Origin of the sequence: Allobosea sp. (assembly GCF_036675845.1) — a bacterium.
GTDB lineage: Bacteria > Pseudomonadota > Alphaproteobacteria > Rhizobiales > Beijerinckiaceae > Allobosea.
Window position 1 is genome coordinate 1 of sequence record NZ_JAKFED010000176.1, and the last position, 24,080, is coordinate 24,080.

Here is a 24,080-nt window from a genome sequence, read left to right on the forward strand (position 1 = left end):
GGTCAACTTGCCACCCGCAGCTGCCGTCGAAGCAGCCGCCGCCCCGGCCCTCACCGCCCCGGCTTGAACGGCGCCATGCCGGCGCGGGCCAGCGCGTCGGCACGCTCGTTCATCTCGTCGCCGGCATGGCCCTTGACCCATTTCCAGTCGATCCTGTGCTGCTTCAGCGCCAGGTCGAGGCGCTTCCACAGCTCCTCGTTCTTCACCGGCTTGCGGTCAGCGGTCTTCCAGCCGTTCTTCTTCCAGCCATGGATCCAGCTGGTGATGCCCTGGCGCAGATACTGGCTGTCGGTGTGCAGCGCGACGGTGCACGGCCGGGTCAGCGTCTCCAGCGCCGAGATCGCCCCCATCAGCTCCATGCGGTTGTTGGTGGTCAGCGCCTCGCCGCCGGAGAGCTCGCGCTCCTTGCCCTTATAGGCGAGGATCGCTCCCCAGCCGCCGGGGCCGGGATTGCCCGAGCAGGCGCCGTCGGTCCAGATCTCCACCGGCTCGCTCATGAGCGGCCCCGGCGATACTTGGTTGCGCGAATGGGGCGGGCCCCAAGCGCGCCGGGCCCGGGATTGCCCGAGCAGGCGCCGTCCGTCCAGATCTCCACGGGCTCGGTCATCGCCGCAGCCCGTAGTCGCGCGCGTCGCCGACGCGCTGGTGGAAGGCGAGCTTGCGATCGTATTCGAGCGGGTCGTGCGGCTTGACCAGCGCTCCCGAGGGGACGTTCAGCCAGTCGACCAGCCGGGTCAAAAGGAAGCGCAGCGCCGAGCCGCGGCAGAGCGTCGGCAGCGCCGCGACTTCTGCCTCATCGAGCCGCCGCACGCTCTCATAGCCGGCGAGCATGGCCTGGCCCTTGGTCAGGTTGAACGAGGAATCGGCCTCGAAACACCAGGAGTTCAGGCAGATCGCCAGGTCGTAGGCATAGGCGTCGGTGCAGGCGAAATAGAAGTCGATCAGGCCCGACAGCTTGCTCTTGATGAAGAAGACATTGTTCGGGAACAGGTCGGCATGGATGACGCCGCTCGGCAGGCCCTGCGGCCAGCCGCGTTCATGGCGCTCGATCTCGGCGAAGAGGCGCGCGGAAAGGCCCGGCAGCACCTTGTCGGCGTCGCTGCCGGCCTGCTCGGCGAGCGGCCGCCAGCCCGGCACCGAGAGCGCGTTGACCCGGCGCATGGCGAAGCCCTCGCCGGCCTGGTGCAGCAGAGCCAGCCCGCGGCCGACCTCGCCGCAATGGACGACGCCCGGCCGGCGCACCGAGAGCCCGTCGAGGAAGCTGACGAGCGCCGCCGGCCGGCCGGCGAGCCGGCCGAGCGCCTCGCCCTTGCCGTCGACGATCGGCACCGGGCAGTTCAGCCCGTGCCCGGCGAGATGCTGCATCAGCCCGATGAAGAACGGCAGTTCGGCCGGGTTCACCCGCTTCTCGTAGAGGGTCAGGATGTAGAAGCCCTGCGTGGTGTGCAGCAGGTAGTTGGAGTTCTCGACGCCCTCGGCGATGCCCTTGGCGGACAAAAGCTCGCCAATGCCATAGCGCGCCACGAAGGCAGCCATCTCGTCGTCGGGTACTTCGGTATAGACGGCCACGTTCTGCTCACTCGGCCGGGGCCGGCTCGCCGCGCAGTTCGCGCGGCAGGGGGAAGAAGACGCTCTCGTCGGCGGTCGAGACGGTCTCGACCGTGACCTCGTAGCGCGCGGCGAAGGCGTCGATGATCTCCTCGACCAGCACTTCCGGCGCGCTCGCGCCGGCCGTCAGCCCGAGCCGGCGGATCGCGCCGAACAGCGACCAGTCGATCTCGTCGGTGCGCAGCACCAGGCGCGAGACCGGGCAGCCGGCACGCTCGGCGACCTCGCGCAGGCGCTGCGAATTCGAGGAATTGGGCGAGCCGACGACGATCAGCCCGTCGACCAGCGGGGCGACGCGCTTCACCGCCTCCTGCCGGTTGGTGGTGGCGTAGCAGATGTCTTCCTTGTGCGGCGCGATCAGCTCAGGGAAGCGCGCCTGCAGCGCCTCGACGATGCCACGGGTATCGTCGACCGAGAGCGTCGTCTGGGTGACATAGGCCAGCGGCATCGCCTCGGGCGGGGCGAGCGTCGCGACATCCTCGAGCGTCTCGATCAGGGTGATGGCGCCTTGCGGCAACTGCCCCATGGTGCCGATCACCTCGGGATGCCCGGCATGGCCGACGAGCAGGATGTGGCGGCCGCGCTTGTGGTGCACCTCAGCCTCGCGATGCACCTTGGTGACCAGCGGGCAGGTGGCGTCAATGGCGAAGAACTGCCGCGCCTGCGCCTCGGCCGGCACCGATTTCGGCACGCCATGGGCGGAGAAGATCACCGGCCGGCTGGCGTCGGGAACCTCGGCGAGCTCGGAGACGAAGACCGCTCCCTTCCGCTTCAGGGATTCGACCACGTATTTGTTGTGCACGATCTCGTGGCGGACATAGACCGGTGCGCCATGCAGGGCGAGCGCCTTCTCGACGGCGTCGATCGCCCTGACCACGCCGGCGCAAAAGCCGCGCGGGGCGCAGAGCAGGATGTCGAGCGGCGGTCTTGGCGCGGCGGTCACGAGGGCTCAGGGGCTCCGGCGAAGGTTGCGCCTTCTTTCGGTCTGGCGCGAATGATGTCAAGGAAGCGGCTCGCCGCAGGCAGCGCAAGCGCCGACGCCGAGCGCCCCTCGCAGGATCGCCGGTCAACGCCTACATAGGCGCCGAACGGCCTGCTGCCCCCTTCAGGTCCGCCCCTTCCAGCATGAGTCGTTCATGGCCGATGCCTCCCATGCCAGCTATCTGCCGTCGATCCTGACCTTCTGCGCCGGAGCCGTCGTCGCCGTCCCGCTGTTCCGCCGCTTCGGACTCTCGGCGGTGCTCGGCTATCTCGCCGCCGGCATCGTCATCGGCCCCTCGCTGCTGGCCGTGATCCAGCATCCCGGCACGATCCGCGGCACGGCCGAGATCGGGGTCGTGCTGCTGCTCTTCCTGGTCGGGCTCGAACTGCAGCCGGCGCGCCTCTATTCGATGCGCAAGGACATTCTCGGCGCCGGCCTCGCCCAGATGGCGCTGAGCGCGGCGGCGATCGCCTTCGTCGCCTGGCGGCTCGGGCTCAGCCCCGGCGGCGCGGTCGCGGTCGGGCTGGCGCTGGCGCTTTCGGCGACCTCGATCGCCCTGCAACTGCTGGAGGAGCGCGGCGACGGCGCCGAGCCCTATGGCCGGCGCAGCTTCTCGATCCTGCTGTTCCAGGACATCTCGATCGCGCCGATCCTGGCGATCCTGCCGCTGCTGGCGACGACCGGCGCGGCGAGCGATGACGGCGCGATGCGGGCGCTGGCGGGTTTGGGCGTCGCGCTGCTCGCCATCGCCGCGCTCGTGCTCGCCGGCCGCTATGCGCTGAACCCGTTCTTCCGGCTGCTGGTCAAGTCCGGCGGCAAGGAGGTGATGACCGCCGCCGCCCTGCTCGTCGTGCTCGGCGCGGCGCTGCTGATGGAGATGGTCGGCCTGTCGATGGCGATGGGCGCCTTCCTCGCCGGCGTGCTGCTGGCGGATTCGCATTTCCGGCATGAGCTCGAGGCCGATATCGAGCCGTTCCGCGGCGTGCTGCTCGGCCTGTTCTTCATGGCCGTCGGCATGTCGATCGACCTGAAGCTGGTGCTCGACAACGCGCTGCTGCTGGCGATCGCGGCTCCCTTGCTGGTGCTGTTCAAGATCGCCGTCGCCGCCGCGATCCTGCGCGCCTCCTGTTCCTCGCTGACCGAGGCGGTGCGGGCCGGAGCGCTGCTCTCGCCGGCCGGCGAATTCGCCTTCGTGCTGCTGCCGATGGCCGCCTCGCTCGGCCTGCTCGACGCGCATCAGGGCGCGCTCGCGACGGCGCTCGCCGCGCTCAGCATGCTGATCGGCCCGATCCTCGCCAAGCTGATCGACGCCTGGCTGCTGGCCCGCGCCGCGCCGCCCGAGACGATGGAGGAGGATTTCGACGGCGTCACGCCTTCCGTGCTGGTGATCGGCTTCGGCCGCTTCGGCCAGGTGGTGACGCAGGCGCTGCTGCTCCAGCACATCGACGTCACCATCATCGACTCCGATGTCGAGCGCATCCGCTCCGCCGCCAAATTCGGCTTCAAGATCTATTACGGCGACGGCACGAGGCTCGACGTGCTGCGCGCCGCCGGCGCCGGCAAGGCCAGGATCGTCTGCATCTGCATCGACGACCGCGAAGCGGCGCTGCGCATCGTCGCGATGGCCAAGGCCGAGTTCCCGACGGCGCGCCTGCATGCGCGCGCCTTCGACCGCGTCCACGCCATCGACCTGATGCGCGCCGAGGTCGACTACCAGATGCGCGAGACCTTCGAATCGGCGCTCGGCTTCAGCCGGGTGACGCTGGAGGGGCTCGGACTCAACTATGAGGAGGCGAGCCTGGTGATCGAGCATGTGCGCGATCGCGACGCCCAGCGCATGGAGATCCAGTTCAGCGAAGGCATCGCGGCCGGCCTGCAGAAGGTGCCGCGCGTCTCGCCGGAGCCGCTGGTCAAGCCGACGGCCAAGCCGAAGGCGCTCACCGAGGAGACCCGCGAGGTCATCGAGGATGGCGGCGCCGAGGTCGCGGTCGGCGGCGTCGGAGAACCGGCGGAGTGAACGCGCCCAGCCAAAGCCCGGCCGTCTTCGTCACCGGCTCGACGCTGCGCCATGTCGCGGTGATGACGGCCACGGCCTCGATCGGCCTGATGGCGATCTTCGTCGTCGACCTGTTGTCGCTGCTCTATGTCTCGCGGCTCGGGAGGCCGGCGGCGACGGCCGGCGTCGGCTACGCCACCATCGTGCTCTACCTCGTCGTCTCCTTCAATGTCGGGCTGATGATCGCGGTGACCGCCCTGACGGCACGCGCGCTCGGCGCCGGCGACCGCGCGGGCGCGCGCCGGATCGCCGGATCCTCGCTCGCGCTGATGGCCGTCTCGGCGCTGGTGCTGAGCCTCCTGATCCTGCCGCTGGTGCCCTGGCTGCTGACGATGCTGGGAGCCCGGGGCGAAGCCTATGACGTGGCGCACTCCTTCCTGTGGATCACGCTGCCGTCGAATGTGCTGATGGCGCTCGGCATGGGCTTTTCCGGCATCCTGCGCGCGGCCGGCGACGCCAAGCGGGCGATGTACGTCACCCTCTCCGGCGGAGTCGTCATCGCCGGCCTCGACCCGCTGCTGATCTTCGGCCTCGGCCTCGGGCCGGACGGTGCGGCCATCGCCACCGTGATCTCGCGGCTGATCCTGGTCGCCGTCGGCTATCATGGTGCGGTCAAGGTGCACAGCATCGTAGCGCGACCGACCCTCGCCGCGCTGCGCGCCGATGCGGGACGCTCCTTCGCCATTGCGGCACCGGCGATCCTGACCAATCTCTCGGCGCCGATCGCCAACGCCTTCTTCGCCAGCATCATCGCCCGCTTCGGCGACCAGGTGATCGCGGCCAGCGCCATCATCGACCGGCTGGTGCCGGTGGCGTTCGGAGCGCTGTTTGCGCTCTCCGGCGCCGTCGGGCCGATCCTCGCCCAGAACTGGGGCGCGCTGCGCTTCGACCGGATGCGCCGGGCGCTGACCGACTCGGTCTTCTTCGCCGCAGCCTGCGTCGCCATCGCCTGGCTCCTGCTCGTGCTGCTGCGCCACCAGATCACGGCCCTGTTCGACGCGAGCGGCGAGACGGCCGAGCTCGTGGTGTTCTTCTGCCTGATCTCGGGCGCGATGTGGCTCTTCGTCGGCGCCCTCTTCGTCGCCAACGCCGCCTTCAACAATCTCGGCATGCCGCTGTACTCGACCGTGTTCAGCTGGGGCCGGGCGACGCTCGGCACGGTGCCGATGGCCTTCATCGGCGCGCAATATGCCGGGCCGAAGGGCGCGCTCGCCGGGGCGGCGATCGGTGCCGTGCTGTTCGGCATCCTGGCGCTGGTCTTCGCCTATCGCGCCATCGGGCAGCTCGAACGGCGGGCGGCGGCGCAGGCAAGGTCGCCGGCCTGACGCGGCTTGCCTGACGCCGCCCCGCTGGTATCGTCCGGAATGGCTGGCGCGCATTCCGATCGTTCGACCGATCCCGGTCGACCGGAAAGAGCGCCGATGGCGGGGCCGATCCCGCAGGGGAGCACGCCATGATGAACCTGTTCGAGATGATGCAGTCGGCCCAGAACGGCCAGGCCATGCAGAATCTGGCGCGGCAATACGGCCTCTCGCAGCAGCAGACCCAGGCTGCCGTCGATGCCCTGCTGCCGGCCTTCTCGATGGGCCTGCAGCGGCAGACGCAGAACCCCTACGCCTTCGGCAACCTGGCCCAGATGATGACGGCGACGCCCTTCGGCCAGATGTACGATTCCGACGGCGACGGCATTCCCGACACGGCCAGGCCAATGGGACAGGACGTGATGAGCCAGCTCTTCGGCTCGAAGGAGGTCAGCAACGCCATCGCCGCCCAGGCGGCGGCGACCAGCGGCGTCGGCCAGGCGATCCTGAAGCAGATGCTGCCGGTGATCGCCTCGATGGTGATGGGCGGCCTGTTCAAGTCGGCGAACAATCAGGGGCTCGGCGGCGTTCTCGGCCAGTTCGCCGAGATGATGCGCGGCCAGACGCAGGGCCAGCCCCGTCCGGGTGCGCAGGCCAATCCAGGCAATCCGCTCGAGGCCATCCTCGGCGGCCTGTTCGGCGGGCAGCCGCCGGCGACCGGCCAGGTGCCGGGCGGCGGCCCCTTCGGCGGCGTGCCGATGCCGGGCAACCCGGCCGATATGGGCAATGTCTTCGGCCAGATCCTGACCGGCATGTTCGGCGGCGGCCAGCCGCCGCAGGCCGGCCCGCAACCGGCGCCGCCGCCTCGTCAGCCGGAACCCGAGCCGGAGCCGACCGAGCCGCCGGCCTCGAGCGTGCCCGGCCCGGGCTCGATCGGCCCGGGCTCGATCGGCCTCGATGCGCTCAACCAGATGTTCGAGCACGGCCGCAAGGTCCAGGACGGCCACCAGGACGCGCTGAAATCGATCTTCGAGGCGATGCTCGGCGGCGGCCAGCGCCGGGCCTGACGGTTGCAGAGGCCGGCCGCGTCGGCGTCAGTTACGAACATCGCCCATGAAAAAGGGCGGCAGCCGAAGCCACCGCCCGCAGGAACGCGTCACGCCAAGGGGTCAGGCGTTGCACGCGATCTCGATGTTCCTCGCCGGCGCGGCGGCCGGCTGGGCTACCGCATGTCGAAGTCCGGCCTCTCGCCGGCTCGCGGCGGCCGCCTGCTGCTGGTCCGAGCGGGCGGTGAGGACGACGGACGGGTCGCGCAGCCAGGAGGTGGCGAGCGCACCCTCGACGTCGGAGCGGACGAGGCCGATATCCTTCAGGCCGCGCTCGTCGAGCTCGCCGAGGCGCAGCACGTCGCGGCGGTGCATCCAGGCGCGGATCAGGTTTTTGAAGCCGGTAGCCGTCTGGATGGCGGCACGCGTCGCGCCGCCCGACAGGGCAGACAGGAACTTTGCGGCATAGGTCATGATCAGCATGACGGCCTCCTCGGGTTGAACGGCGGATCGGATCTCCCGGGCCGGCTGGACGCGCCATGACAAGAACCGGGAATGACCCAACGATAACTCCGCGCTGGCCATCAGCCAAACGAATGGTTATGATGTTTGACACAACCAATCTTGATGGTCCTTCGGGAGGATGCCGACATGGCCCATGTGCTCGACGCCGACCAGCTCAAGACCTTCGTCGCCATCGCCGATACCGGCTCCTTCACCCGCGCGGCCGAGATCGTCTTCAAGACGCAATCGGCCGTCTCGATGCAGATGAAGCGGCTCGAGGAGCGCGTCGGGCGGCCGCTCTTCGGCCGCGACGGACGCCATGCCAAGCTGACCGAGGATGGCGAGCGGCTGCTCGACTATGCCCGCCGGATCGTGCGCCTCAATCTCGAATGCGTCGCGAGCTTCACCGAGGCCGACCTCAAGGGCCGCATCAGGCTCGGCGTGCCCGACGACTATGCCGACCGCTATCTGCCGGAGATCCTGGCGCGCTTTGCCCGCTCGAATCCGCGCACCGAGGTCACCGTGGTCTGCGAGCCGACGCCGATGCTGGCCGAGCGGATCGCCACCGGCGACATCGACCTTGCCATCATCACCCATGTCGAAGGCCGCGGCCAGGGCGAGATCATCCGCATCGAGCCTTTGCTCTGGGTGACCTCGGCGCGCCATTGCGTGCATGAGGAGGACCCGCTGCCGCTGGCGCTGGGGCGGCCGACCTGCAACTGGCGGCAGGCGGCGGTCGAGGCGCTCGAGAACAAGGGAAGGCGCTTCCGCGTGCTCTATGCGAGCTGGAACTCGACCGCGGTCGGCGCCGCGGTGGTCGCGGGCCTTGCCGTCTCGGTGCTGCCGGAGAGCGCGGTCCGGCCCGGCATGCGGATTCTAGGCGCGTCGGAAGGCTATTCCAGCCTGCCCTCCTGCAAGATCGGCCTGCTGCGGACCCGCCACGATCCGTCGATCCTCTCGAACGCGCTCGCCGAGCACATCATCCAGAGCCTCGACAACCTGCAGAGCTTCAAGACAGCGGCGGAGTAGCGGAGCGGGAGGGCGGCGGAACCGGCTCTATTACTGCCCCTGGCGCAGGCGCAGTGCCACGGTCGCCGCGGTGAAGGTCCGCGTGCTCAGGCCGAAGTGCTCGGCGAAGCCGAGGATGATCGGCTCATGCGTGTAGGAGGCGCGGACGACGACGCCATCGTCGCCATTGGCGAGCGTCGCCAGCGCCTGCGCGTTCACATCGGCGGGCAGGTAAGTCATCGTGCCGGCGTTTACTAGGATCACGTTGTTCTTGCGGGTGATCGTCGTCGAGCCGATCTCGATCCCGCTCTTGCCGGGCAGGACATTGGCGGCCTTGGCATTGATCTGCTGACCGGTCACGGCGGCCTGGGTTTCATCGCTGGCGGCTGCGAGCACCATCGCGGCCTCGGCGGTGAACCGGGTGATGTCGCGCCGGATGACGAGCGCCTGCCCGAGATCGACCGCGGCCGCCAGCATGCTGAACAGCACCATGCTGATCAGGCCGAACTCGACGGCGGCCATGCCGCTTTCGTCGCCCGGCATCTGCCGCGCCCGGCGGCGGCGGAACCTGTCGAGCATCGTCATGTTCGCCTCGCATAGAGGGCCGAGCCCGACACGCTCAGGTCCGGCAGGCCGGGCACGAAGGTCACGACCGGCACGCGCGCGCGGATGACCATCGGCGTTCCGACCGTGGCGCTGGAGAAGGTCGCCCCGATCGGCTGCGCCGCGCCGCCATAGGCCGAGAGGGGCTGCGTCTCCAGGGTGATATTGGCGACGCAGTTGTCGGCGATGACCATTCTCCCGCAGATCTGAGTGATCACGGCGGAGCGGTTGCCGGCCAAGGTCTGGGCATTGTTGCCGGTCGCGGCGTCGGAAACCGCGTCGTGCAGGTTCATCTGCGCCAGGAAGACCAGGGCGAACTGGAGCACGGCCAGCAGCAGCGTGATGAAGACCACGCCGACGAAGGCGAACTCGACCGCGGCTGCGCCCCTGGCGTCGCGGGCGAAGGCGCCGAGCCTGCCGGCCAGCCGCCCTGGGGCGGCAGGCTCGCGCAATTGTCGTGAGGTCCGCGTCATCGCAGCCGTTCCGTCACGGGCAGGTCTTGGTGCAGAAGCGGATATAGTCGATCAGGCCGCCATAGGTGTCCTCGCGCCCCCTCGCCTGGAAGTAGATGCGGTACTTGTCGCCAGCCTTGAGGCCCTTGAATGAAATGGTACGCTCGGTCCACTGGTCGGTGTGAACGCAGACGTCGACCATGTTCGCCGCCGCCGTCGAGAAATTGTTGGCCTTCGCGAAGAAGACCTCGATCCGGTTGGTCTGCCCTTCCCAGGTCGCGTTATTGAGATCGTTCCACACGGCGTTCGACGAACTCTTGTAGGCGCAGTAGGTCTTTCCGGCATAGGCGGGGTTGCGAACGCGAGAGATATACCAATAGCGCAACTGGTAATCGCCATCGGCCGGAAGGGTTATATCCCGCCACATGGCCGAATTCGTCTTGCAGTTCGAGGTGTAGCAGTGCGAATCTAGCTCGGCGAAGAAGTTACCGAAGCGGATCTCGTTGCCGGAAAGCTGCGGAATGCCGTTGATCTCGATGCCGCCCTTGCCGCTTTGCGTGGACCAACCGTTCCAGTTGTTCAGCACCGTCCAGCTGTTCGAGGCGACGTTGTGGTTGGTCTCGAAGGACTCGACCATGAGCACCGTTCCAGGCGTGCCTGTGCCGGGCGTGGTGGGGAACGGAGGCTTGTCGCAGTTGCGCGTCACGGCGAGCGAAACATTCTCGAAGCCGAGCACCCCGCCGAAGACATTGGCGCTGTTGCCGGTCGCGTTGATGGTGATGACGTTGTTGACGATGCTCGTGCTCACCGACACGTCGGTCAGCCCGCTGCCGGTGACCTTGCCGTTGGTGATCTGCGTCACCACCGGCGCGTAGTCTTCCTGCGGATTGGCGTTGGCCTGGTTCTGCCGATACCTGATCTCGTGCGTCGCCTGCTGGCAGCCGAGCTCGACGGCGCTGGCGATGCGCTGGCGCTGCGCCGCGGCGCGGCTGAGGTCGATGCCGCCGCCGACCGCCAGGATCAGCGCCGGCACGGCCAGCCCGAAGATCAGCGCGGTCGAGCCACGGGCATCCTTCAGGAAAGAGCGAAACAGGGCCATCACGAAAGCCTCGCGGAAAAGCCGCCGCGACTTGAGCGCGACGATGCCGCAACGGTACGCAGCCGCCGATTGATAAAACCTTGCGCGAGATTGCGAATCCCGAGGGTATCGGCCTTCGCGCGGCGGATCGGGACCGCCCGAGCCGCAACATGGTAAAATTTGATTAAAGTGCGATGCCCGAGCGCAGGTCTATCCACCCTGCGGCGAGTACCAGTAGCGTTTGAGGCTGACCTTCGTCATTGCGAGCGCAGCGAAGCAATCCAGGGGGTATCGAGCGCTGCCGCCCCTGGATTGCTTCGCTGCGCTCGCAATGACGCGATGGCGGCGTAACGGTCGATCTCGAAGGCCGTTGATGTCAGAGGCTCAAGCCGGCCGCGACCTGCTCGAAAAAGCCGCGCAGGGCCGGCCCGATCGCCGTGGCGCCGGTGATGCAGGCGAGCGAGATCATGAAGGCGATCATGCAGTATTCGATCGCCGTGGCACCACGGCGATCGTGCAGAAAATCGCAAGCAAGGGCGAAAATCGGCTTCATGCCCCTCTGCTAGCGGAAAATTCCGGATGATTGGTTAATCCGAACGGCGAAAAACCGCGATCACGCCCAAAAAAACGGCGTAGCGGCCAAAATCGTGCGAAAGCGCCTCACAAGGCCAGTTCGGGGAAGACAGGCTCGATCCGCCCGCCCCAGGCGCCCTGCTGGCGCACGGCGAGCCGTTCGGCGAGGCTGCGGCCGCTTTCGGCTATGGCCATCACCGGCTCGAGATGACGGGTCTCGTCGCGACCCTCGGCATCGAGGCGGGCGCGGCGCGCCAGCCCGGCCCGCGACAGCTCGACCACCTCGCGCGCCACGTCGCGCAGCGCCCGGCCGCCGATCCTGGCGTTGAGCCCGGCCTTGGGCACGTCGTCGCGCAGGCGCTGGCGCTCCTCGCCGCTCCAGGCCCGGACGATATCCCAGGCGGCGGCGAGCGAGGCTTCGTCATAGAGCAGCCCGACCCAGAAGGCCGGCAGCGCATTCAGCATCTCGACCGGCCCGGCATCGGCGCCGCGCATCTCGATATAGCGCTTCAGCCGCGCCTCGGGGAACAAGGTGGAGAGGTGGTTGGCCCAGTCGGACATGGTCGCGCGCTCGCCCGGCAACAGCGACAGGCGGCCGGCGAGCAGATCGCGGAAGGAGGCGCCGGCGACGTCGTGATAGACGTCGCCGCGCTTGACGAAATACATCGGCACGTCGAGCGCCCAGTCGACATAGGCCTCGTAGGACATGGCCTGGTCGAAGGCGAAGGGCAGCATGCCGGAGCGGGCATTGTCGGTGTCGCGCCAGATCTCGGAGCGCATCGACTGCAGGCCGTTGAGCTTGCCCTCGCTGAAGGGGGACGCGGCGAAGAGCGCGGTCGCCAGCGGCTGCAAGGCGAGCGAGACGCGCAGCTTCGCCACCATGTCGGCCTCGCTGGCGAAATCGAGATTCACCTGCACGGTGCAGGTGCGGAACATCATGTCGAGGCCGCGCGTGCCGACCTTGGGCATGTAGTTGGCCATGATCTTGTAGCGCCGCTTCGGCATCATCGGCGTCTGCTCGCGGGTCCAGAGCGGCGAGTGGCCGAGGCCGAGGAAACGGATGCCATGCGGCTCGGCGACCGCTGCGAGATCGGCGAGATGGGCGTCGAGCTCGGCCGCGGTTTCGTGCACGGTCTCGACCGGGGCGCCGGAGAGCTCGAACTGGCCGCCCGGCTCGAGCGAGATCGCGCCGCCGCCGTCGGGGCCGGCGAGGCCGATGACATGACCGTCGTCGAGGATCGGCTCCCAGCCGAGCCGCTCCTGCATGCCCTCGAGCAAATGCCGGATGCCGCCGCGCCCGGCCGCGCCCTGATAGGGCACCGGCGTCAGGTCGTCGGCATAGAACGGGAATTTCTCATGCTCGGTGCCGAGCCGGAAGTCAGAAGCGGGCTTCTCGCCCCTGGCGATCCAGCCGATCAGTTCGGCCTTCGAGCTGATCGGAGTCGAATCGGACACGTCGCGGGCCATCAGGCACTCCGGCTGGGAAGGCTTCGGAGCGCCAGACATAGGCGAGCGCCGCTGCGACCACAACGATCACCAGCGCGGTGTCCGGCCGAGAATCTTGCCGAAATGCATGATCGACGTTTCAGGCCGCCCCGAGCAGGGTCGCTCCGGCCTGTCCGCGCCCGTCGGCGCGGGTCTGCGCGGCCAGCCAGTCGACCACGGCGCGCATGCCGGCGTCCTGGCCGCCGGCGCCGGCGCGCGCCTCCTCGAAGATCGCGAGCTGCATGTCGGCGCTGGTGCCGCCGGCGACGATGCCGCGGCAGGCCGAAAGGTCGGCGCTGCAGCCGAGCGCCGCCGCATCCTCGGTCAGCATCGCCAGCACCTCGTCGAGAACCTCGCCGACCGGCCGCATGGCGCGCCGCGCCTCGCAGACCAGGCCGCCATGCAGGCCATAGCGCTGCGCCCGCCAGATGTTCTCGGCAGCGATGGCGCGCGAAGCCGCCGTCAGCCTGGCATTGAGCGCCGGCTTGCGCGCGAGATGCCGCACCAGGCAGCGATAGAGCGCCGCGATGGCCAGCGTGTCGTCGAGCCGGGTGCAGCTGTCGGCGACGCGCAGCTCCAGCGTCGGATGCTTCTCCGAGGGGCGGATCGCCCACCAGATGAAGCTCGAATCGCGGATCGCCCCGGAGGCGACCATGGTCTCGACATAGGCGTGATAGTCGGCCGCGTCGGTGAAGAGCTCCGGCAGGCCGGTGCGCGGCAATTCTGCATAGGCGCACAGGCGATAGCCCATCAGCCCGGTGCGCCTGCCCTGCCAGAACGGCGAGGAGGTCGAGAGCGCCAGCAGCAGCGGCAGATAGGGCAGCATCCGTACCATGATGCCGATGCGTTCGTCCTCGTCCGGCACCTCGACATGGATATGCAGGCCGCAGAGCTGGTTGCGGCTGCCGAGCATCTGCAGGTCGCGCATGATGCCGTCATAGCGCTTGGCCTCGGTGGCGCGCTGGCGCGACCAGACCGCGCTCGGATGGGTGCCGCAGGCGAGCAGCAGCATGTCGTGCTCGCGCGCGATCGTCGCGAGCCCGGCCCGCAGCCGCGAGAGCGACAGCCGCGCCTGCGCCATGCTTTCGCAGATCGGCGTCGCGACCTCGAGCTGCGACTGCAGCATCTCGCGCTGCAACTCGTTCGGGAACGCCGCCTGGGCCGCCTCGATGAAGTGCGGCGAGATCTTGCGCGCGATGCCGCGGCTCTCGGCGTCGGAGAGGAAATATTCCTCCTCGATGCCGAAGCGATAGGCCTTGCTCACCATGATTGCCCTCCCCTGGCCGGTGCCCCCCGAGCAGCGGGCGGCGCCAGACTGCCCGTCATTGAGTCGGAACTGCGACCGTGGCCAGCATTCCCTGTTCTCAACGCGGAGGCCACTGCGGCGTTCCGCGCCGCCGTGCGACAGGCCGCCTTCCGGCAAGCCCCGGGGCTATTGGCTTATCCAGTCGCCGAGGGTCGCCTGGACGAGCGCCAGCGCGGCGACCGCGGCGGTGTCGGCGCGCAGGATGCGCGGGCCGAGCGAGAGCCGCAAAGTGCGCTCGCGCCCGAGCACCAGAGCGCGCTCCGATTCGTCGAAGCCGCCTTCCGGGCCGATCAGCAGCGCCACCTTGCCGCGCGGCGCTTTCTGCAGCGCCGCGATCGGCGATCCCTGCTCGAGCGCCTCGTCGCAGAAGACGAGCAGGCGCTCGGCCTCGAGCCCGGCCAGCGCCGCCGCCAGCGGCAGTTCGGGCCGGATCTGCGGCAGCGAGAGGATGCCGCATTGCTCGGCGGCTTCGAGCGCATTGGCGGCGAGCCGATCGAGATTGAGGCGCGAGACCTGGGTATGGCGGGTCAGGACCGGCTGCAGCACGCCGGCGCCCATCTCCACCGCCTTTTGCGCCATATAGTCGAGCCTTGCATGCTTCAGCGGCGCGAAGAGATAGATGAGATCGGGCGCCGGCGGCTGCGCCCGGATTTGCCGCAGCGCCTCGAGCCGGGCCTGCTTGCGCCCTTCGGCCCTGACCGCGCAGAGCCATTCGCCATCGCGCCCGTTGAAGGCGAGGATCGTGTCGTCGCTGCGCAGGCGCAGGACGTTCAGGAGATAATTGGCCTGGTCGCGCGCGAGCTCGACCGCCGCTCCGGCGGCGAGCGACGCATCGCAATAAAGCCTGTGCTTCGAGAAATCGCGCATGCGCCGTCGATCCGCCCTGCTGGCGCGCCTTCTTGCGGCCCGGAACGGCCGGACCGGCGAATTCGCGCCGTTTCAGATAGTCGAGCCTGTCCCGGATCGCAAAACCGCCTGCCGCCGCTGTGGACAGACGCCCTCCGGAGCGCGAAAACCGCCACAATCGGCGGTTATGGGCAGGCAGTTCTGGACAAATGCGAGCCGGCGCTTTGCGGTGCACGGCAGCGGCTGTTATGGAAACGACGGCGCCGGGACGGCGCGGGTGGTGAAGAATGCGGAGCGGGACGATGCGGCGATACGCAACCCTGAAGCTGGCTGCGGCCCTGGCGGGCATCGGCCTGGCTCAGCCGGTGCTGGCACAGACGCCTTCCGGTTGCGAGAACATGCAGAAATACCTGCAGGAGCGCCAGTCGATCGTGCAGAGCCTCAACACCGCCAGCAAGGCGAAGCGCAAGCTGACCCCGCAGCAGGCCTGCAGCACGCTCGGCAAGCTGGTCAACAATGGCAATGAGACGCTGAAGTTCGCGACCGCCAACCAGGACTGGTGCCAGATTCCGCCGAGCTTCATCGAGGGCATGAAGGCCGACAACGAGAAGGCTTCGACGATCCGCGGCCAGGCCTGCAATGCGGTGAAGCAGCAGGCGGCGATACAGCGCCGAGCCCAGCGGCAGGCGCAGCAGCAGCAACAGGGCGCCAACCCGTTCGGCGGCAGCGATTCGGTCACCGGCGGCCCGATGCGGGTGCCGCAAGGGGCGCTCTAACCAAGGCCTGACAGCGATGGCGCCTTCGCCGGAACTCGCCGACGCGCCGCTTCCCGACGCGCTCCGCGGCCACTGGGTCGATACGCGCGCGCCGCGCCGGCTGCGGCCCTATCTGAAGCTCGCCCGGATCGAGCGGCCGATCGGCTGGTGGCTCCTGCTGCTGCCGTGCTGGTGGGCGGCGGGCCTTGCCGCCATCGCCGCCGGCATGCCCTTCCCCAATCTCTGGCACTGCCTGCTCTTCCTTGTCGGCGCGATCGTGATGCGCGCCGCCGGCTCGACCTTCAACGACATCGTCGACCGCAAGCTCGACGCGCAGGTGGCGCGCACGCGCGGCCGGCCCTTGCCCTCCGGCCAGGTCAGCCCGCGCGCCGCCGCCGCCTTCATGGTGCTGCTGTCGCTGATCGGGCTTCTGGTGCTGCTGCAGTTCAACGCCTTCACGATCGCGGCCGGCATCGCCTCGCTCGGGATCGTCGCGATCTACCCGTTCATGAAGCGCATCACCAACCTGCCGCAATTCGTGCTCGGCCTCGCCTTCTCCTGGGGCGGGCTGATCGGCTGGAGCGCGGTGTTCGGCCGGCTCGATGCGCCGGCCTTCCTGATCTATTTCGCCGCGGTGTTCTGGACCATCGGCTACGACACGGTCTACGCGATGCAGGACATCGAGGACGACGTCATCGCCGGGATCAAGTCGAGCGCGCGCTATTTCGGCGGCTTCACGCAGCAGGCCGTCGGCCTGTGCTATGCGGCCGCGACCCTGCTGGCGGGGTGCGCGGCCTGGCTGGCCGGCGGCGGCCCCGTCGCCTTCGCCGGGCTTTTCCTGTTTGCGCTGCATCTTGGCTGGCAGGTGCGGCTGATCGGCGGCGCCGACGGTCCGACCGCGCTGATGCTGTTCCGCGCCAACCGCAATGCCGGGCTCATCCTCGCCGCCGGCTTCGCGCTCGACGCGTTGGCGCAGAGCGCCTTCTAAAAAGCTCAACCCGACAGGATCTCGCCCTGGAAGATGACGGGGCGCTCCGAGAAGCGGCCCGTCTTGCGGCGCGTCAGGAAGCGTGGCCGCCGGCCGGCCAGCAGGGCGTGGCGGCGGCGGATGCGGATCGGCCCGAGCGCCAGCCGGCCGAGCTGCGGATAAGGCTCGCTGATCGCGCCGTCGCTGGTCTCGAGCAGCAGCGGCAGGCCGCTGGAACGGCCGAAATCGCGCCAGGCCGCCACGGCCTCGTCCTGGTCGAGAACCGCGACCGTCACCGAGCGGCCGTCGCCGGCGGTCAGTGCGAGCTCAAAGCGGGCATCGTCGCCCTCGCCGCCGGTGAGCCGCAGCGCGACACCGCGCCAGCCCGTTCCGCCGCGCAGGATGCGGACCGAACCGATCCGCTCGATCCGCGGCGCCTCCGGCTGCTGCGACGGCGCCCCTTGCGTCCTGAAGGGCTGTCCATTGTAGATGCTGACGCCGCCGGAGCAGGCTGGCTGGAAGCCAATCTCCCCGGCGGCTGGCGTGACGCTGGCCATTGATTTAACGCCTCTCTTAATTCCCTGCCGCCCCGGAACCCTCTATCGATGCGGGATTCTCGTGCTTGCCGGGTGAGACTGCGTCACGGGTCTGTCCGAGCGCTTAAGAGCTTCGGTTAAACAAAGGTGTCAGCTGCCTTTTCGCAGCGAAACCGGCCCCTTTCCCGCCTGATGCTTGACGAAATCTTTCGGGGGGAAGTGGCTTTTTCCCTTGTCCCGCCATCGCCGCAGTTCATAACGGGGCATGATGCATCGAAGCCCGCTGCCTATTGCCCAGGAACTGCTGCCCGTCATCCGCGCGGCCTGCGTCGAGGCCGGGCAGCTCGCGCTCGAGCTGTTCCGCCCCGGTGCGCAGACGGTGGCGCGGACCTGGTCCAAGGCCGGCGGCTCGCCGGTGACGGAAGCCGATATCGGCGTCGATACCTTCCTGCATATCCGGCTGGCGGCGGCGCTGCCCGAAGCTGCCTGGCTCTCGGAGGAGACCGCCGACGACGCGCTCAGGCTGTCGCGGCGCTATGTCTGGGTGGTCGATCCGATCGACGGCACCCGTGCCTACATGGCCGGCTCTCCGGACTGGGCGGTCTGCGTCGCGCTGCTCGACGAGGGCGTCCCGATCGCCGGCATGGTCCATGCGCCGGCCAGCGCGGCGAGCTATTCGGCGCTGGCCGGCGGCGGTGCGCTGCGCAATGGCGAGCCGATCCGCACCAGCGGGCTCGGCGAACTGGCGCAGGCACGCATCGCCGGGCCCAAGCCGATGCTGGACGCGCTCGCCCGGCAGGATGGCTTCGTGGCGGTCGACAAGATTCCCTCGCTGGCGCTCCGGCTCGCCCGGATCGCCGATGCCAGCATCGATGCCGGGCTGGTCTCGCCCGGTTCGCGCGACTGGGACCTCGCCGCCGCCGATCTGGTGCTGAGCGAGGCCGGCGGAAGGCTGACCACGGCCGAGGGCGAGCCGGTGCGCTACAACCGCGAGAGCCCGATCCATGGCATGCTGGTCGCGTCCGGCACGGAACTCCTCGCCCCGCTCGACCAGGCGCTGCGCCGCCTGCGCGAAAGCCAGCCACAGCGAAGCTGAGCGAAGAGTATGGCGATTTTGCCTGGGACCACGGCGTCATCCTGGACAAGCCGCGAAGCGGCGCAGCTCCGGGATCCATCATAGGGATCGACGGCGCTCGACGATGGATCCCGGGACGACCTGCGGTCGCCCAGGATGACGGTCGGCGCGCATATGCTCGCCAGAACGGCGAGTTGCCCGCAATCGGCGCTCGCGCCGGCGACGCGGATAGCTTAACTGAACGCGCGGCCGGCGCGTGGCGCGAGGTCGTCCGGAGCGGTTTCCGGACGGCGCCACGAGCCTGCTCTTGAAGAAGAGCCCGCGATCCGGAGCCGGAGGGAGTCGATGAGCGCGGGCCAGGAAAACAAGCAGCTTCTGCATCTGGTGATCGGCGGCGAGCTGAGCTCGCTCGACGGCGTCGAGTTCAAGGACATCTCCAATCTCGACATCGTCGGCGTCTACCCGAACTATGCCGCCGCGCACGCCGCCTGGAAGGCCAAGGCGCAGGCGACGGTCGACCAGGCGCAGACCCGCTATTTCGTCGTGCACCTGCACCGCCTGCTCGACCCTTCGACCGCGCAGCGCTGAGCAGAGGCGGCATCCGCACCGTTCGATGGGTTTCTCGCTGCTCAAGACGCGATTTGCGCAGGAGGCGCTGGGGCGCAGCCTGGCGCTCTATCTGCGCCTGGTGCGCAGGACGAACCGTTTCGTCACCGAGCCGGCCGACATCTATGAGCGGGTGCGGCCGGAACTGCCGCTGATCATCGCCATGTGGCACGGCCAGCACGTCATGATCCCGTTCGCGCGGCCGGAGTGGATGCCGGCCTGCTCGCTGGTCTCGCGCCATGGCGATGGCGGCTTCAATGCCGTGGCACTGCGCGAGCTCGGCATCGGCGCCATCCGCGGCTCCGGGGCGATGGGCAAGAAGGTTCGCGAAAAGGGCGGCGCCCCGGCCTTCCTCGCCATGGTCCGGCGGCTGGCGGCGGGCGAGACCATGGTGCTGACCGCCGACATCCCCAAGCGTGCCCGCGTCTGCGGCGCCGGCATCGTCACGCTGGCGCGGGCTTCCGGCCGGCCGATCCATCCGATCGCCGTGGTCACCAGCCGCCGGATCGACTTCAAGAGCTGGGACCGGGCCTCGATCGGCCTGCCCTTCGGCCGCGGCGCCATCGTCGTCGGCGAGGCCGTGACCGTGGCGCGCGACGCCGACGAGGCGACCTGCGAGGCGGCCAGGCTCGCCGTCCAGGCCGGGCTCGATGCGGCACATGAGCGGGCCTATGCGCTGATCGGCGCGCGCGATCCCGGCGCCGGCCTGCGCGAGGCGGCCGCCGCCCAGGATGCCGCCAAAGCTGCGGCGAAGGCGGCCACGCCATGATCGGCCGCAGCCTGATCGTCAGGGCCTACCGGACGCTCTCGGCGCTGCTCGAGCCGGCGGCGGCCGGGCTCCTGCTCTGGCGCCGGCGGCGCGGCAAGGAGGACCCGGCGCGCATCGCCGAGCGGCGCGGCTATCCCAGCGTCGACCGCCCCGACAAGACCCTGGTCTGGCTGCACGGCGCCAGCGTCGGCGAGACGGTGACGCTGCTGCCGCTGGTCGAGCGCCTGCAGCGGCGCGGGCTCGCCGTGCTCGTCACCTCCGGCACCGTCACCTCGGCGCGGCTGCTGGAGCAGCGCCTGCCCGCCGGGGCGATCCACCAGTACCTGCCGCTCGACGTGCCGCGCTATATGCGCCGCTTCCTCGATTATTGGCGTCCCGATCTCGGCCTGCTCTGCGAATCCGAGATCTGGCCGAACCTGATGATCGAGGCCGGCAAGCGCGGCGTGCCGCTGGTGCTGGTCAATGCCCGGATGTCCGAGCGCTCCTTCCGGCGCTGGTACAAGTTCCCGAAGACCTCGCGCTATCTGCTCTCCGGCTTCGAGCGCTGCCTTGCCCAGTCGCAGGAGGACGGGCAGCGCCTGGCCCAGCTCGGGGCACCGCGCGTCAGCATCGCCGGCAATCTGAAATTCGACGTGCCCGCGCCGCCGGCCGACCCGAACACGCTCGCCTTGCTCGACGGCCTGATGGCGGGCCGCCCGGTCTGGGTCGCCGCCTCGACCCATGCCGGCGAGGAGGAGGACGTACTCGCCGCCCATCTCGGCGTGAAGGCGCATCTGCCGAAGCTCCTGACCATCATCGCGCCGCGCCATCCCGATCGCGGCGACGAGGTCGAGGCTCTCGCCCAGGCCAATGGCGTCGTCAGCGCAAGGCGCTCGCTCGGCGAGCTCCCGGAGCGGGAGATCGAGCTCTATGTCGCCGATACGCTCGGCGATCTCGGCCTGTTCTACCGGCTGGCTCCGGTCGCCTTCATCGGCGGCTCGCTCGCCCCGATCGGCGGGCACAACCCGATCGAGCCGGCCAAGCTCGGCTGCGCCCTGCTGCATGGGCCTCTCGTCCACAAATCCGCCGACCTCTTCGCCGCCTTCGACGCCGGCGGCGGGGCCCGCCAGGTGGCCGACCGGCAGGAACTGGCCGGTGCCGTGCATCGCTGGCTGAGCGACCCGGCCGCGGCCCGGCAGGCGGCGCGCGCCGCTGCCCAGACCAGCGCCCAGCTCGGCGGCGCCCTGGAGCGCACCGTGCAGGCGCTGGAGCCGCTGCTGATGCGCGTCGCTCTCGGCCAGCGCGAGACGGCGCCATGATGCGGGCGCCGGGCTTCTGGTGGCGGACGCCGCCCGCTGCCCCTGCCCGGCTCTTGCAACCCTTCGGCGCGCTCTATGGCGCGCTAACGCTGGCGCGCATGCGGCGCCCCGGCGCGAAAGCCGGTATCCCGGTTGTCTGCGTCGGCAATTTCGTCGCTGGCGGCGCCGGCAAGACGCCGACGGTGCTGGCCCTGGCCGCAATGCTGGCCGGCAGCGGCGAGAAGCCGTTCGTGCTGTCGCGTGGCTATGGCGGGCGCGAGGCCGGCCCCTTGCGGGTCGAGCCCGGCCGGCATGGCCCGGCCGATATCGGCGACGAGCCCCTGCTGATGGCCCATCGCGTCCCGGTCGTGGTCGCCCGCGACCGGCCCGCCGGCGCGGCGCTGGCGCAGTCGCAAGGCGCCAGCCTGGTGCTGATGGATGACGGCCTGCAGAACCCTTCGCTTAGCAAGGACCTGCGGCTGGCGGTGGTCGACGGCGCCACCGGCATCGGCAACAAACTTTGCTTTCCGGCCGGCCCCTTGCGGGCGCCGATCGCCGGGCAGCTTCAGGAAACCAATGCGGTCGTCGTCATCGGCGCGGGCGAGCCGGGCGATGCGGTCGCCGGGCTGGCGCTGGCGGCGGGCCGCCCCGTGCTGCGCGCCGCACTGGTGATACCGCCGGAGGTCGGGGCTCGGCTGGACGGGGTTTCCGTCCTCGCCGCCTCGGGGATCGGGCGGCCGGAGAAGTTCGCGGCGAGCCTACGCCAGGCCGGCGCCAGGCTCGCCGGCGAGCGCCATTTTGGCGACCATCACGCCTATACGGCGCGCGATGTGGCCGCGCTGATCGCGGAGGCGAAGGCGTTGGGCTGCACCGTCGCGGTCACCGAGAAGGACATGGTCAAGCTGGGGCCGCTCTGGCCGGACGAGGAAGGCGCGCGCCTGCTTTTCGTGCCGGTTTCGCTGCGCTTTGCGGACGAGGCCCCGGTCGCAGCGATGCTGCGGCAGGCGCTGACCGGATCAGGGACGGCCGCCGCGGCGCACCCTTAGCATCACGGCCTCGGGCGAGACATAGGCCTCCTGCCATTCGACCGACCAGTAGCGCAGATCCTCGAGCCGGATCGGCGCGCCGGTCACCGCGCAGCGCACGAAAGTGCCGGGGCGCACGATGCGGAACTCGCCATGGCCGTAATCGACCAGGGCCTCGGAACCGGCCGGCGGCAGGCGCTCGTTGATGTTCATGACAGACCCGGAAAACGAAAAAGCGAGGCGCCGGCCCGGAGGTTGCGACACCGTGTCGAGACGCTCTTATGGATGGATTGCCTGATCATGGCGCTTTTGTGATAGCGTCCCTTCCGATGATGTCCAGCCTCGTCCGTCTCCTGCTCCTTGCGGCAGGGCTGTTGCCCTGCCTTGCGGCCGCCGCAGGGGCCAGCGGCTATGAGCGTGTGCGCATCGCGCTCGACGATGTCCAGCTCAATGCGGTGCTCTACCGCCCGCCCGGCCCCGGCCCCTTCCCCGCCGTGGTGGCGCTGCATGGCTGCGGCGGCCTCTGGCGCGACAAGGACAAGCTCTCCCGCCGCCATACGGATTGGGGCGAGCGGCTCGCCGCCGCCGGCTTCATCGTACTGATGCCCGACAGCTACGGCTCGCGCGGTCTCGGTTCGCAATGCGGCGTCAAGGAGCTCACCGTCCGCGCCAGCCGCGAGCGGGTGATCGACGCGGTCGCGGCCCGAATCTGGCTGCAGGGCCGCACCGACATTCGGCCCGAGGCGATCTCGCTGCTCGGCTGGTCGGGCGGCGGCTCGACCATCCTCACCGCGATACGGACCGACCGGCGGCCGGCCGACAAGCAGCCCGATTTCGCGCGCGCCATCGCCTTCTATCCCGGCTGCCGCACGCAATCGGAATCGCGCAGCTTCGCGGCCCGCCTGCCCGTGCTGATCCTGATGGGCGCCGCCGACGACTGGACGCCGCCGGCACCCTGCGACTATCTGGCGAAGGCGGCGCGGGCGCGCGGCGAGCAGGTCACCCTCGTGCTCTATGAGGGCGCGGTGCATGATTTCGACCATCCGCGGCTCGATCTCAAGCAGCGCGACGACATCGCCTTTTCGGCGACCGGCACCGGCAAGGCGACGGTCGGCACCGACCCGGCGGCGCGCGAGGACGCGATCCGGCGGGTCAAGGCATTCCTGTCGGGGAAGTGACCGGCGGACAAGTTCAAGGAGCCGCGCGGTCATTCCGGGGCTTCGCGAAGCGGAGAGCCCGGAACCCATGAACACGGCGGTCGGGATAGGGAACGTCGAGCGAGCCCTCTGGATTGCTTCGTCGGTGACGCCTTCTCGCAATGGCGGGGGCTGGATTGCCCGTCGTGTTCATGGGTTCCAGGCTCGGCCCTGCAGGCCGCCCCGGAATGACACCGCGGCTTCCGTGCAAAAGGAGCAGGGCCTTCAGCGCGCGGTCGCCAGCGCCACGCCGGGGGCCCGTTCGAGCAGGGAGCGGGCGATGTCCTGGGCCAGGCAGGCATAGCCGGCATCGCTCATATGGAAGCGGTCGCCGGCCAAAGCCGCCATGAACCCTTCGGCGTCGCGCTGGTACCAGCCCGACATCGCCGCAAAGCGCGACAGCACCGGCACGCCATTGGCGCGGGCGGTTTCGGCGATCGCGTCGACATAGGCACGGTAGCGCGCCGTCTCCTTGATGCCGGGATAGAATTGCGGATCGAGGATGGCGAGGCGGGTCTGCGCCTGCCGGGCGGCGGCGATGCCGTCGGCGAGCAGCCCACGGAAGGCCTTGAGATCGCCGCCGGTGACGGCGTCGTTGGTGCCGACCTGCCAGATCACCAGATCATAGCGCGCCTGCGCCAGGGCCTTCTTGAGGCGCGCGAGCGTCTGCGGCGCGATCTCGCCGCCGATGCCGGCATTGACGATCTCGACGGCCCGGCCGGAGAGCCCCTGGCGCAGCAATGCCGCGAGCCTGGCCGGATAGGTCCGGTCCCTGGCGCTGGCGCCGATGCCTTCGGTCGAGGACGATCCGATCGCGAGAAGCCGCAGCGGCCCGTCACCCTGGCGCCAGAGCGCGGCGAAATCCGGGGAGGCGGCGGCGGTGACGATGGAGGCCGATTTGCAGATGAATTCCGAGGCGTTCGCGGGCGAAAGCGTGAGACCCGGCAGGGACAGCAGCGCGAAGGCACAGGCAAAGGCCGTCCGGAGCCGATTCCGCATCAGGCAATGTCCCCACCCCTCGATGGG

At 69.5% G+C, this 24,080-nt stretch carries 26 protein-coding genes; 12 read left to right on the plus strand and 14 right to left on the minus strand.

Going from position 1 to position 24,080, the window contains the following annotated elements:
- Positions 1-50: 50 nt before the first annotated feature.
- The 3 genes from rnhA to ispH form a co-directional block, all read right to left on the minus strand.
- On the minus strand, positions 51-497 hold the full coding sequence (rnhA, locus tag V6M56_RS19215; protein WP_332685991.1) for a ribonuclease HI: 447 nt from the start codon (positions 495-497) through the stop codon (positions 51-53).
- A 106-nt stretch (positions 498-603) separates the two neighbouring features.
- The gene (locus V6M56_RS19220; protein WP_332685993.1) at positions 604-1,569 is read right to left on the minus strand and encodes a homoserine kinase; all 966 of its coding nucleotides are present in this window, start codon (positions 1,567-1,569) and stop codon (positions 604-606) included.
- 7 nt (positions 1,570-1,576) lie between these two features.
- Positions 1,577-2,551 (minus strand): 4-hydroxy-3-methylbut-2-enyl diphosphate reductase, encoded by a 975-nt coding sequence (gene ispH, locus V6M56_RS19225; RefSeq protein ID WP_332685995.1) that lies wholly within the window; start codon positions 2,549-2,551, stop codon positions 1,577-1,579.
- Positions 2,552-2,744: 193 nt separating this feature from the next.
- On the opposite strand from ispH, the gene V6M56_RS19230 reads away from it, so the two are divergent.
- The 3 genes from V6M56_RS19230 to V6M56_RS19240 all read left to right on the plus strand — a co-directional run bounded on the left by V6M56_RS19230 (position 2,745) and on the right by V6M56_RS19240 (position 7,014).
- On the plus strand, positions 2,745-4,607 hold the full coding sequence (locus tag V6M56_RS19230) for a monovalent cation:proton antiporter-2 (CPA2) family protein (RefSeq protein ID WP_332685997.1): 1,863 nt from the start codon (positions 2,745-2,747) through the stop codon (positions 4,605-4,607).
- Positions 4,604-5,971 carry an MATE family efflux transporter gene (locus V6M56_RS19235; RefSeq protein WP_332685999.1) on the plus strand — a complete coding sequence of 456 codons (1,368 nt, stop codon included), beginning with the start codon at positions 4,604-4,606 and terminating at the stop codon, positions 5,969-5,971. Before V6M56_RS19230 ends, V6M56_RS19235 begins: the two co-directional genes overlap by 4 nt.
- Before the next feature lie 128 nt (positions 5,972-6,099).
- On the plus strand, positions 6,100-7,014 hold the full coding sequence (locus tag V6M56_RS19240) for a DUF937 domain-containing protein (protein WP_332686001.1): 915 nt from the start codon (positions 6,100-6,102) through the stop codon (positions 7,012-7,014).
- Between the two features lie 102 nt (positions 7,015-7,116).
- Here the strand turns inward: V6M56_RS19240 and V6M56_RS19245 are convergent, their stop codons facing one another.
- Positions 7,117-7,476, minus strand: coding sequence for a DUF1127 domain-containing protein (locus tag V6M56_RS19245; protein WP_332686004.1), 360 nt, complete (start codon positions 7,474-7,476; stop codon positions 7,117-7,119).
- Between the two features lie 168 nt (positions 7,477-7,644).
- Between V6M56_RS19245 and V6M56_RS19250 the strand changes: the two genes are divergently transcribed.
- Entirely contained in the window at positions 7,645-8,526 is an 882-nt protein-coding gene (locus tag V6M56_RS19250) for a LysR substrate-binding domain-containing protein (protein WP_332686006.1), read from the plus strand.
- Between the two features lie 30 nt (positions 8,527-8,556).
- On the opposite strand, the gene V6M56_RS19255 is transcribed toward V6M56_RS19250, so the two are convergent.
- From V6M56_RS19255 to V6M56_RS19285, 7 genes are all read right to left on the minus strand, one after another.
- Positions 8,557-9,090: a TadE/TadG family type IV pilus assembly protein gene (locus V6M56_RS19255; protein ID WP_332686008.1), complete on the minus strand. Its 534-nt coding sequence runs from the start codon at positions 9,088-9,090 to the stop codon at positions 8,557-8,559.
- Positions 9,087-9,581: a TadE/TadG family type IV pilus assembly protein gene (locus V6M56_RS19260; protein ID WP_332686010.1), complete on the minus strand. Its 495-nt coding sequence runs from the start codon at positions 9,579-9,581 to the stop codon at positions 9,087-9,089. Before V6M56_RS19260 ends, V6M56_RS19255 begins: the two co-directional genes overlap by 4 nt.
- Before the next feature lie 13 nt (positions 9,582-9,594).
- Entirely contained in the window at positions 9,595-10,659 is a 1,065-nt protein-coding gene (locus V6M56_RS19265) for a TadE/TadG family type IV pilus assembly protein (protein WP_332686062.1), read from the minus strand.
- 355 nt (positions 10,660-11,014) lie between these two features.
- The gene (locus tag V6M56_RS19270) at positions 11,015-11,191 is read right to left on the minus strand and encodes a Flp family type IVb pilin (protein WP_332686012.1); all 177 of its coding nucleotides are present in this window, start codon (positions 11,189-11,191) and stop codon (positions 11,015-11,017) included.
- 107 nt (positions 11,192-11,298) lie between these two features.
- Positions 11,299-12,678, minus strand: coding sequence for a glutamate--cysteine ligase (locus V6M56_RS19275; protein ID WP_332686014.1), 1,380 nt, complete (start codon positions 12,676-12,678; stop codon positions 11,299-11,301).
- A 118-nt stretch (positions 12,679-12,796) separates the two neighbouring features.
- Positions 12,797-13,963, minus strand: coding sequence for a carboxylate-amine ligase (locus V6M56_RS19280; protein ID WP_332686016.1), 1,167 nt, complete (start codon positions 13,961-13,963; stop codon positions 12,797-12,799).
- 165 nt (positions 13,964-14,128) lie between these two features.
- Positions 14,129-14,869 carry a 16S rRNA (uracil(1498)-N(3))-methyltransferase gene (locus V6M56_RS19285; protein ID WP_332686018.1) on the minus strand — a complete coding sequence of 247 codons (741 nt, stop codon included), beginning with the start codon at positions 14,867-14,869 and terminating at the stop codon, positions 14,129-14,131.
- Between the two features lie 281 nt (positions 14,870-15,150).
- Here V6M56_RS19285 and V6M56_RS19290 point away from each other — a divergent pair, with 281 nt between their 5' ends.
- Positions 15,151-15,624 carry a hypothetical protein gene (locus V6M56_RS19290; RefSeq protein WP_332686020.1) on the plus strand — a complete coding sequence of 158 codons (474 nt, stop codon included), beginning with the start codon at positions 15,151-15,153 and terminating at the stop codon, positions 15,622-15,624.
- A 16-nt stretch (positions 15,625-15,640) separates the two neighbouring features.
- Positions 15,641-16,591 (plus strand): 4-hydroxybenzoate octaprenyltransferase, encoded by a 951-nt coding sequence (gene ubiA / locus V6M56_RS19295; protein WP_332686022.1) that lies wholly within the window; start codon positions 15,641-15,643, stop codon positions 16,589-16,591.
- Positions 16,592-16,596: 5 nt separating this feature from the next.
- On the opposite strand, the gene V6M56_RS19300 is transcribed toward ubiA, so the two are convergent.
- Positions 16,597-17,127 carry a DUF6101 family protein gene (locus V6M56_RS19300; RefSeq protein WP_332686024.1) on the minus strand — a complete coding sequence of 177 codons (531 nt, stop codon included), beginning with the start codon at positions 17,125-17,127 and terminating at the stop codon, positions 16,597-16,599.
- Between the two features lie 244 nt (positions 17,128-17,371).
- On the opposite strand from V6M56_RS19300, the gene V6M56_RS19305 reads away from it, so the two are divergent.
- The 5 genes from V6M56_RS19305 (at position 17,372) to lpxK (ending at position 21,879) form a co-directional block, all read left to right on the plus strand.
- Positions 17,372-18,202 carry a 3'(2'),5'-bisphosphate nucleotidase CysQ gene (locus V6M56_RS19305; RefSeq protein WP_442881192.1) on the plus strand — a complete coding sequence of 277 codons (831 nt, stop codon included), beginning with the start codon at positions 17,372-17,374 and terminating at the stop codon, positions 18,200-18,202.
- Between the two features lie 324 nt (positions 18,203-18,526).
- Positions 18,527-18,769, plus strand: coding sequence for a DUF4170 domain-containing protein (locus V6M56_RS19310; protein ID WP_332686026.1), 243 nt, complete (start codon positions 18,527-18,529; stop codon positions 18,767-18,769).
- A 25-nt stretch (positions 18,770-18,794) separates the two neighbouring features.
- Complete coding sequence (locus V6M56_RS19315; protein WP_332686028.1) at positions 18,795-19,556, plus strand: lysophospholipid acyltransferase family protein; 762 nt, start codon at positions 18,795-18,797, stop codon at positions 19,554-19,556.
- The gene (locus tag V6M56_RS19320; protein ID WP_332686030.1) at positions 19,553-20,854 is read left to right on the plus strand and encodes a 3-deoxy-D-manno-octulosonic acid transferase; all 1,302 of its coding nucleotides are present in this window, start codon (positions 19,553-19,555) and stop codon (positions 20,852-20,854) included. Before V6M56_RS19315 ends, V6M56_RS19320 begins: the two co-directional genes overlap by 4 nt.
- Complete coding sequence (lpxK, locus tag V6M56_RS19325) at positions 20,854-21,879, plus strand: tetraacyldisaccharide 4'-kinase (RefSeq protein WP_442881193.1); 1,026 nt, start codon at positions 20,854-20,856, stop codon at positions 21,877-21,879. Before V6M56_RS19320 ends, lpxK begins: the two co-directional genes overlap by 1 nt.
- Here the strand turns inward: lpxK and V6M56_RS19330 are convergent.
- Positions 21,850-22,071, minus strand: coding sequence for a DUF2093 domain-containing protein (locus tag V6M56_RS19330; protein WP_332686034.1), 222 nt, complete (start codon positions 22,069-22,071; stop codon positions 21,850-21,852). The genes lpxK and V6M56_RS19330 overlap by 30 nt on opposite strands.
- Before the next feature lie 116 nt (positions 22,072-22,187).
- Between V6M56_RS19330 and V6M56_RS19335 the strand changes: the two genes are divergently transcribed.
- A complete protein-coding gene (locus tag V6M56_RS19335) occupies positions 22,188-23,036 on the plus strand; it encodes a dienelactone hydrolase family protein (RefSeq protein WP_332686036.1) in 849 nt (282 codons plus the stop codon).
- Between the two features lie 243 nt (positions 23,037-23,279).
- On the opposite strand, the gene V6M56_RS19340 is transcribed toward V6M56_RS19335, so the two are convergent.
- Positions 23,280-24,053 (minus strand): SGNH/GDSL hydrolase family protein, encoded by a 774-nt coding sequence (locus V6M56_RS19340; protein ID WP_332686038.1) that lies wholly within the window; start codon positions 24,051-24,053, stop codon positions 23,280-23,282.
- Positions 24,054-24,080 lie beyond the last annotated feature (27 nt).

Excerpts from the sequence above, each read along its gene's own strand:
- rnhA (WP_332685991.1), bottom strand. The coding sequence starts at position 497 with ATGAGCGAGCCGGTGGAGATCTGGACCGACGGCGCCTGCTCGGGCAAT.
- V6M56_RS19230 (WP_332685997.1), top strand. The coding sequence starts at position 2,745 with ATGGCCGATGCCTCCCATGCCAGCTATCTGCCGTCGATCCTGACCTTC.
- V6M56_RS19240 (WP_332686001.1), top strand. The coding sequence starts at position 6,100 with ATGATGAACCTGTTCGAGATGATGCAGTCGGCCCAGAACGGCCAGGCC.
- V6M56_RS19245 (WP_332686004.1), bottom strand. The coding sequence starts at position 7,476 with ATGCTGATCATGACCTATGCCGCAAAGTTCCTGTCTGCCCTGTCGGGC.
- V6M56_RS19250 (WP_332686006.1), top strand. The coding sequence starts at position 7,645 with ATGGCCCATGTGCTCGACGCCGACCAGCTCAAGACCTTCGTCGCCATC.
- V6M56_RS19255 (WP_332686008.1), bottom strand. The coding sequence starts at position 9,090 with ATGACGATGCTCGACAGGTTCCGCCGCCGCCGGGCGCGGCAGATGCCG.
- V6M56_RS19260 (WP_332686010.1), bottom strand. The coding sequence starts at position 9,581 with ATGACGCGGACCTCACGACAATTGCGCGAGCCTGCCGCCCCAGGGCGG.
- V6M56_RS19265 (WP_332686062.1), bottom strand. The coding sequence starts at position 10,659 with ATGGCCCTGTTTCGCTCTTTCCTGAAGGATGCCCGTGGCTCGACCGCG.
- V6M56_RS19270 (WP_332686012.1), bottom strand. The coding sequence starts at position 11,191 with ATGAAGCCGATTTTCGCCCTTGCTTGCGATTTTCTGCACGATCGCCGT.
- V6M56_RS19275 (WP_332686014.1), bottom strand. The coding sequence starts at position 12,678 with ATGGCCCGCGACGTGTCCGATTCGACTCCGATCAGCTCGAAGGCCGAA.
- V6M56_RS19280 (WP_332686016.1), bottom strand. The coding sequence starts at position 13,963 with ATGGTGAGCAAGGCCTATCGCTTCGGCATCGAGGAGGAATATTTCCTC.
- V6M56_RS19285 (WP_332686018.1), bottom strand. The coding sequence starts at position 14,869 with ATGCGCGATTTCTCGAAGCACAGGCTTTATTGCGATGCGTCGCTCGCC.
- V6M56_RS19290 (WP_332686020.1), top strand. The coding sequence starts at position 15,151 with ATGCGGCGATACGCAACCCTGAAGCTGGCTGCGGCCCTGGCGGGCATC.
- ubiA (WP_332686022.1), top strand. The coding sequence starts at position 15,641 with ATGGCGCCTTCGCCGGAACTCGCCGACGCGCCGCTTCCCGACGCGCTC.
- V6M56_RS19300 (WP_332686024.1), bottom strand. The coding sequence starts at position 17,127 with ATGGCCAGCGTCACGCCAGCCGCCGGGGAGATTGGCTTCCAGCCAGCC.
- V6M56_RS19305 (WP_442881192.1), top strand. The coding sequence starts at position 17,372 with ATGATGCATCGAAGCCCGCTGCCTATTGCCCAGGAACTGCTGCCCGTC.
- V6M56_RS19310 (WP_332686026.1), top strand. The coding sequence starts at position 18,527 with ATGAGCGCGGGCCAGGAAAACAAGCAGCTTCTGCATCTGGTGATCGGC.
- V6M56_RS19315 (WP_332686028.1), top strand. The coding sequence starts at position 18,795 with ATGGGTTTCTCGCTGCTCAAGACGCGATTTGCGCAGGAGGCGCTGGGG.
- V6M56_RS19320 (WP_332686030.1), top strand. The coding sequence starts at position 19,553 with ATGATCGGCCGCAGCCTGATCGTCAGGGCCTACCGGACGCTCTCGGCG.
- lpxK (WP_442881193.1), top strand. The coding sequence starts at position 20,854 with ATGCGGGCGCCGGGCTTCTGGTGGCGGACGCCGCCCGCTGCCCCTGCC.
- V6M56_RS19330 (WP_332686034.1), bottom strand. The coding sequence starts at position 22,071 with ATGAACATCAACGAGCGCCTGCCGCCGGCCGGTTCCGAGGCCCTGGTC.
- V6M56_RS19335 (WP_332686036.1), top strand. The coding sequence starts at position 22,188 with ATGATGTCCAGCCTCGTCCGTCTCCTGCTCCTTGCGGCAGGGCTGTTG.
- V6M56_RS19340 (WP_332686038.1), bottom strand. The coding sequence starts at position 24,053 with ATGCGGAATCGGCTCCGGACGGCCTTTGCCTGTGCCTTCGCGCTGCTG.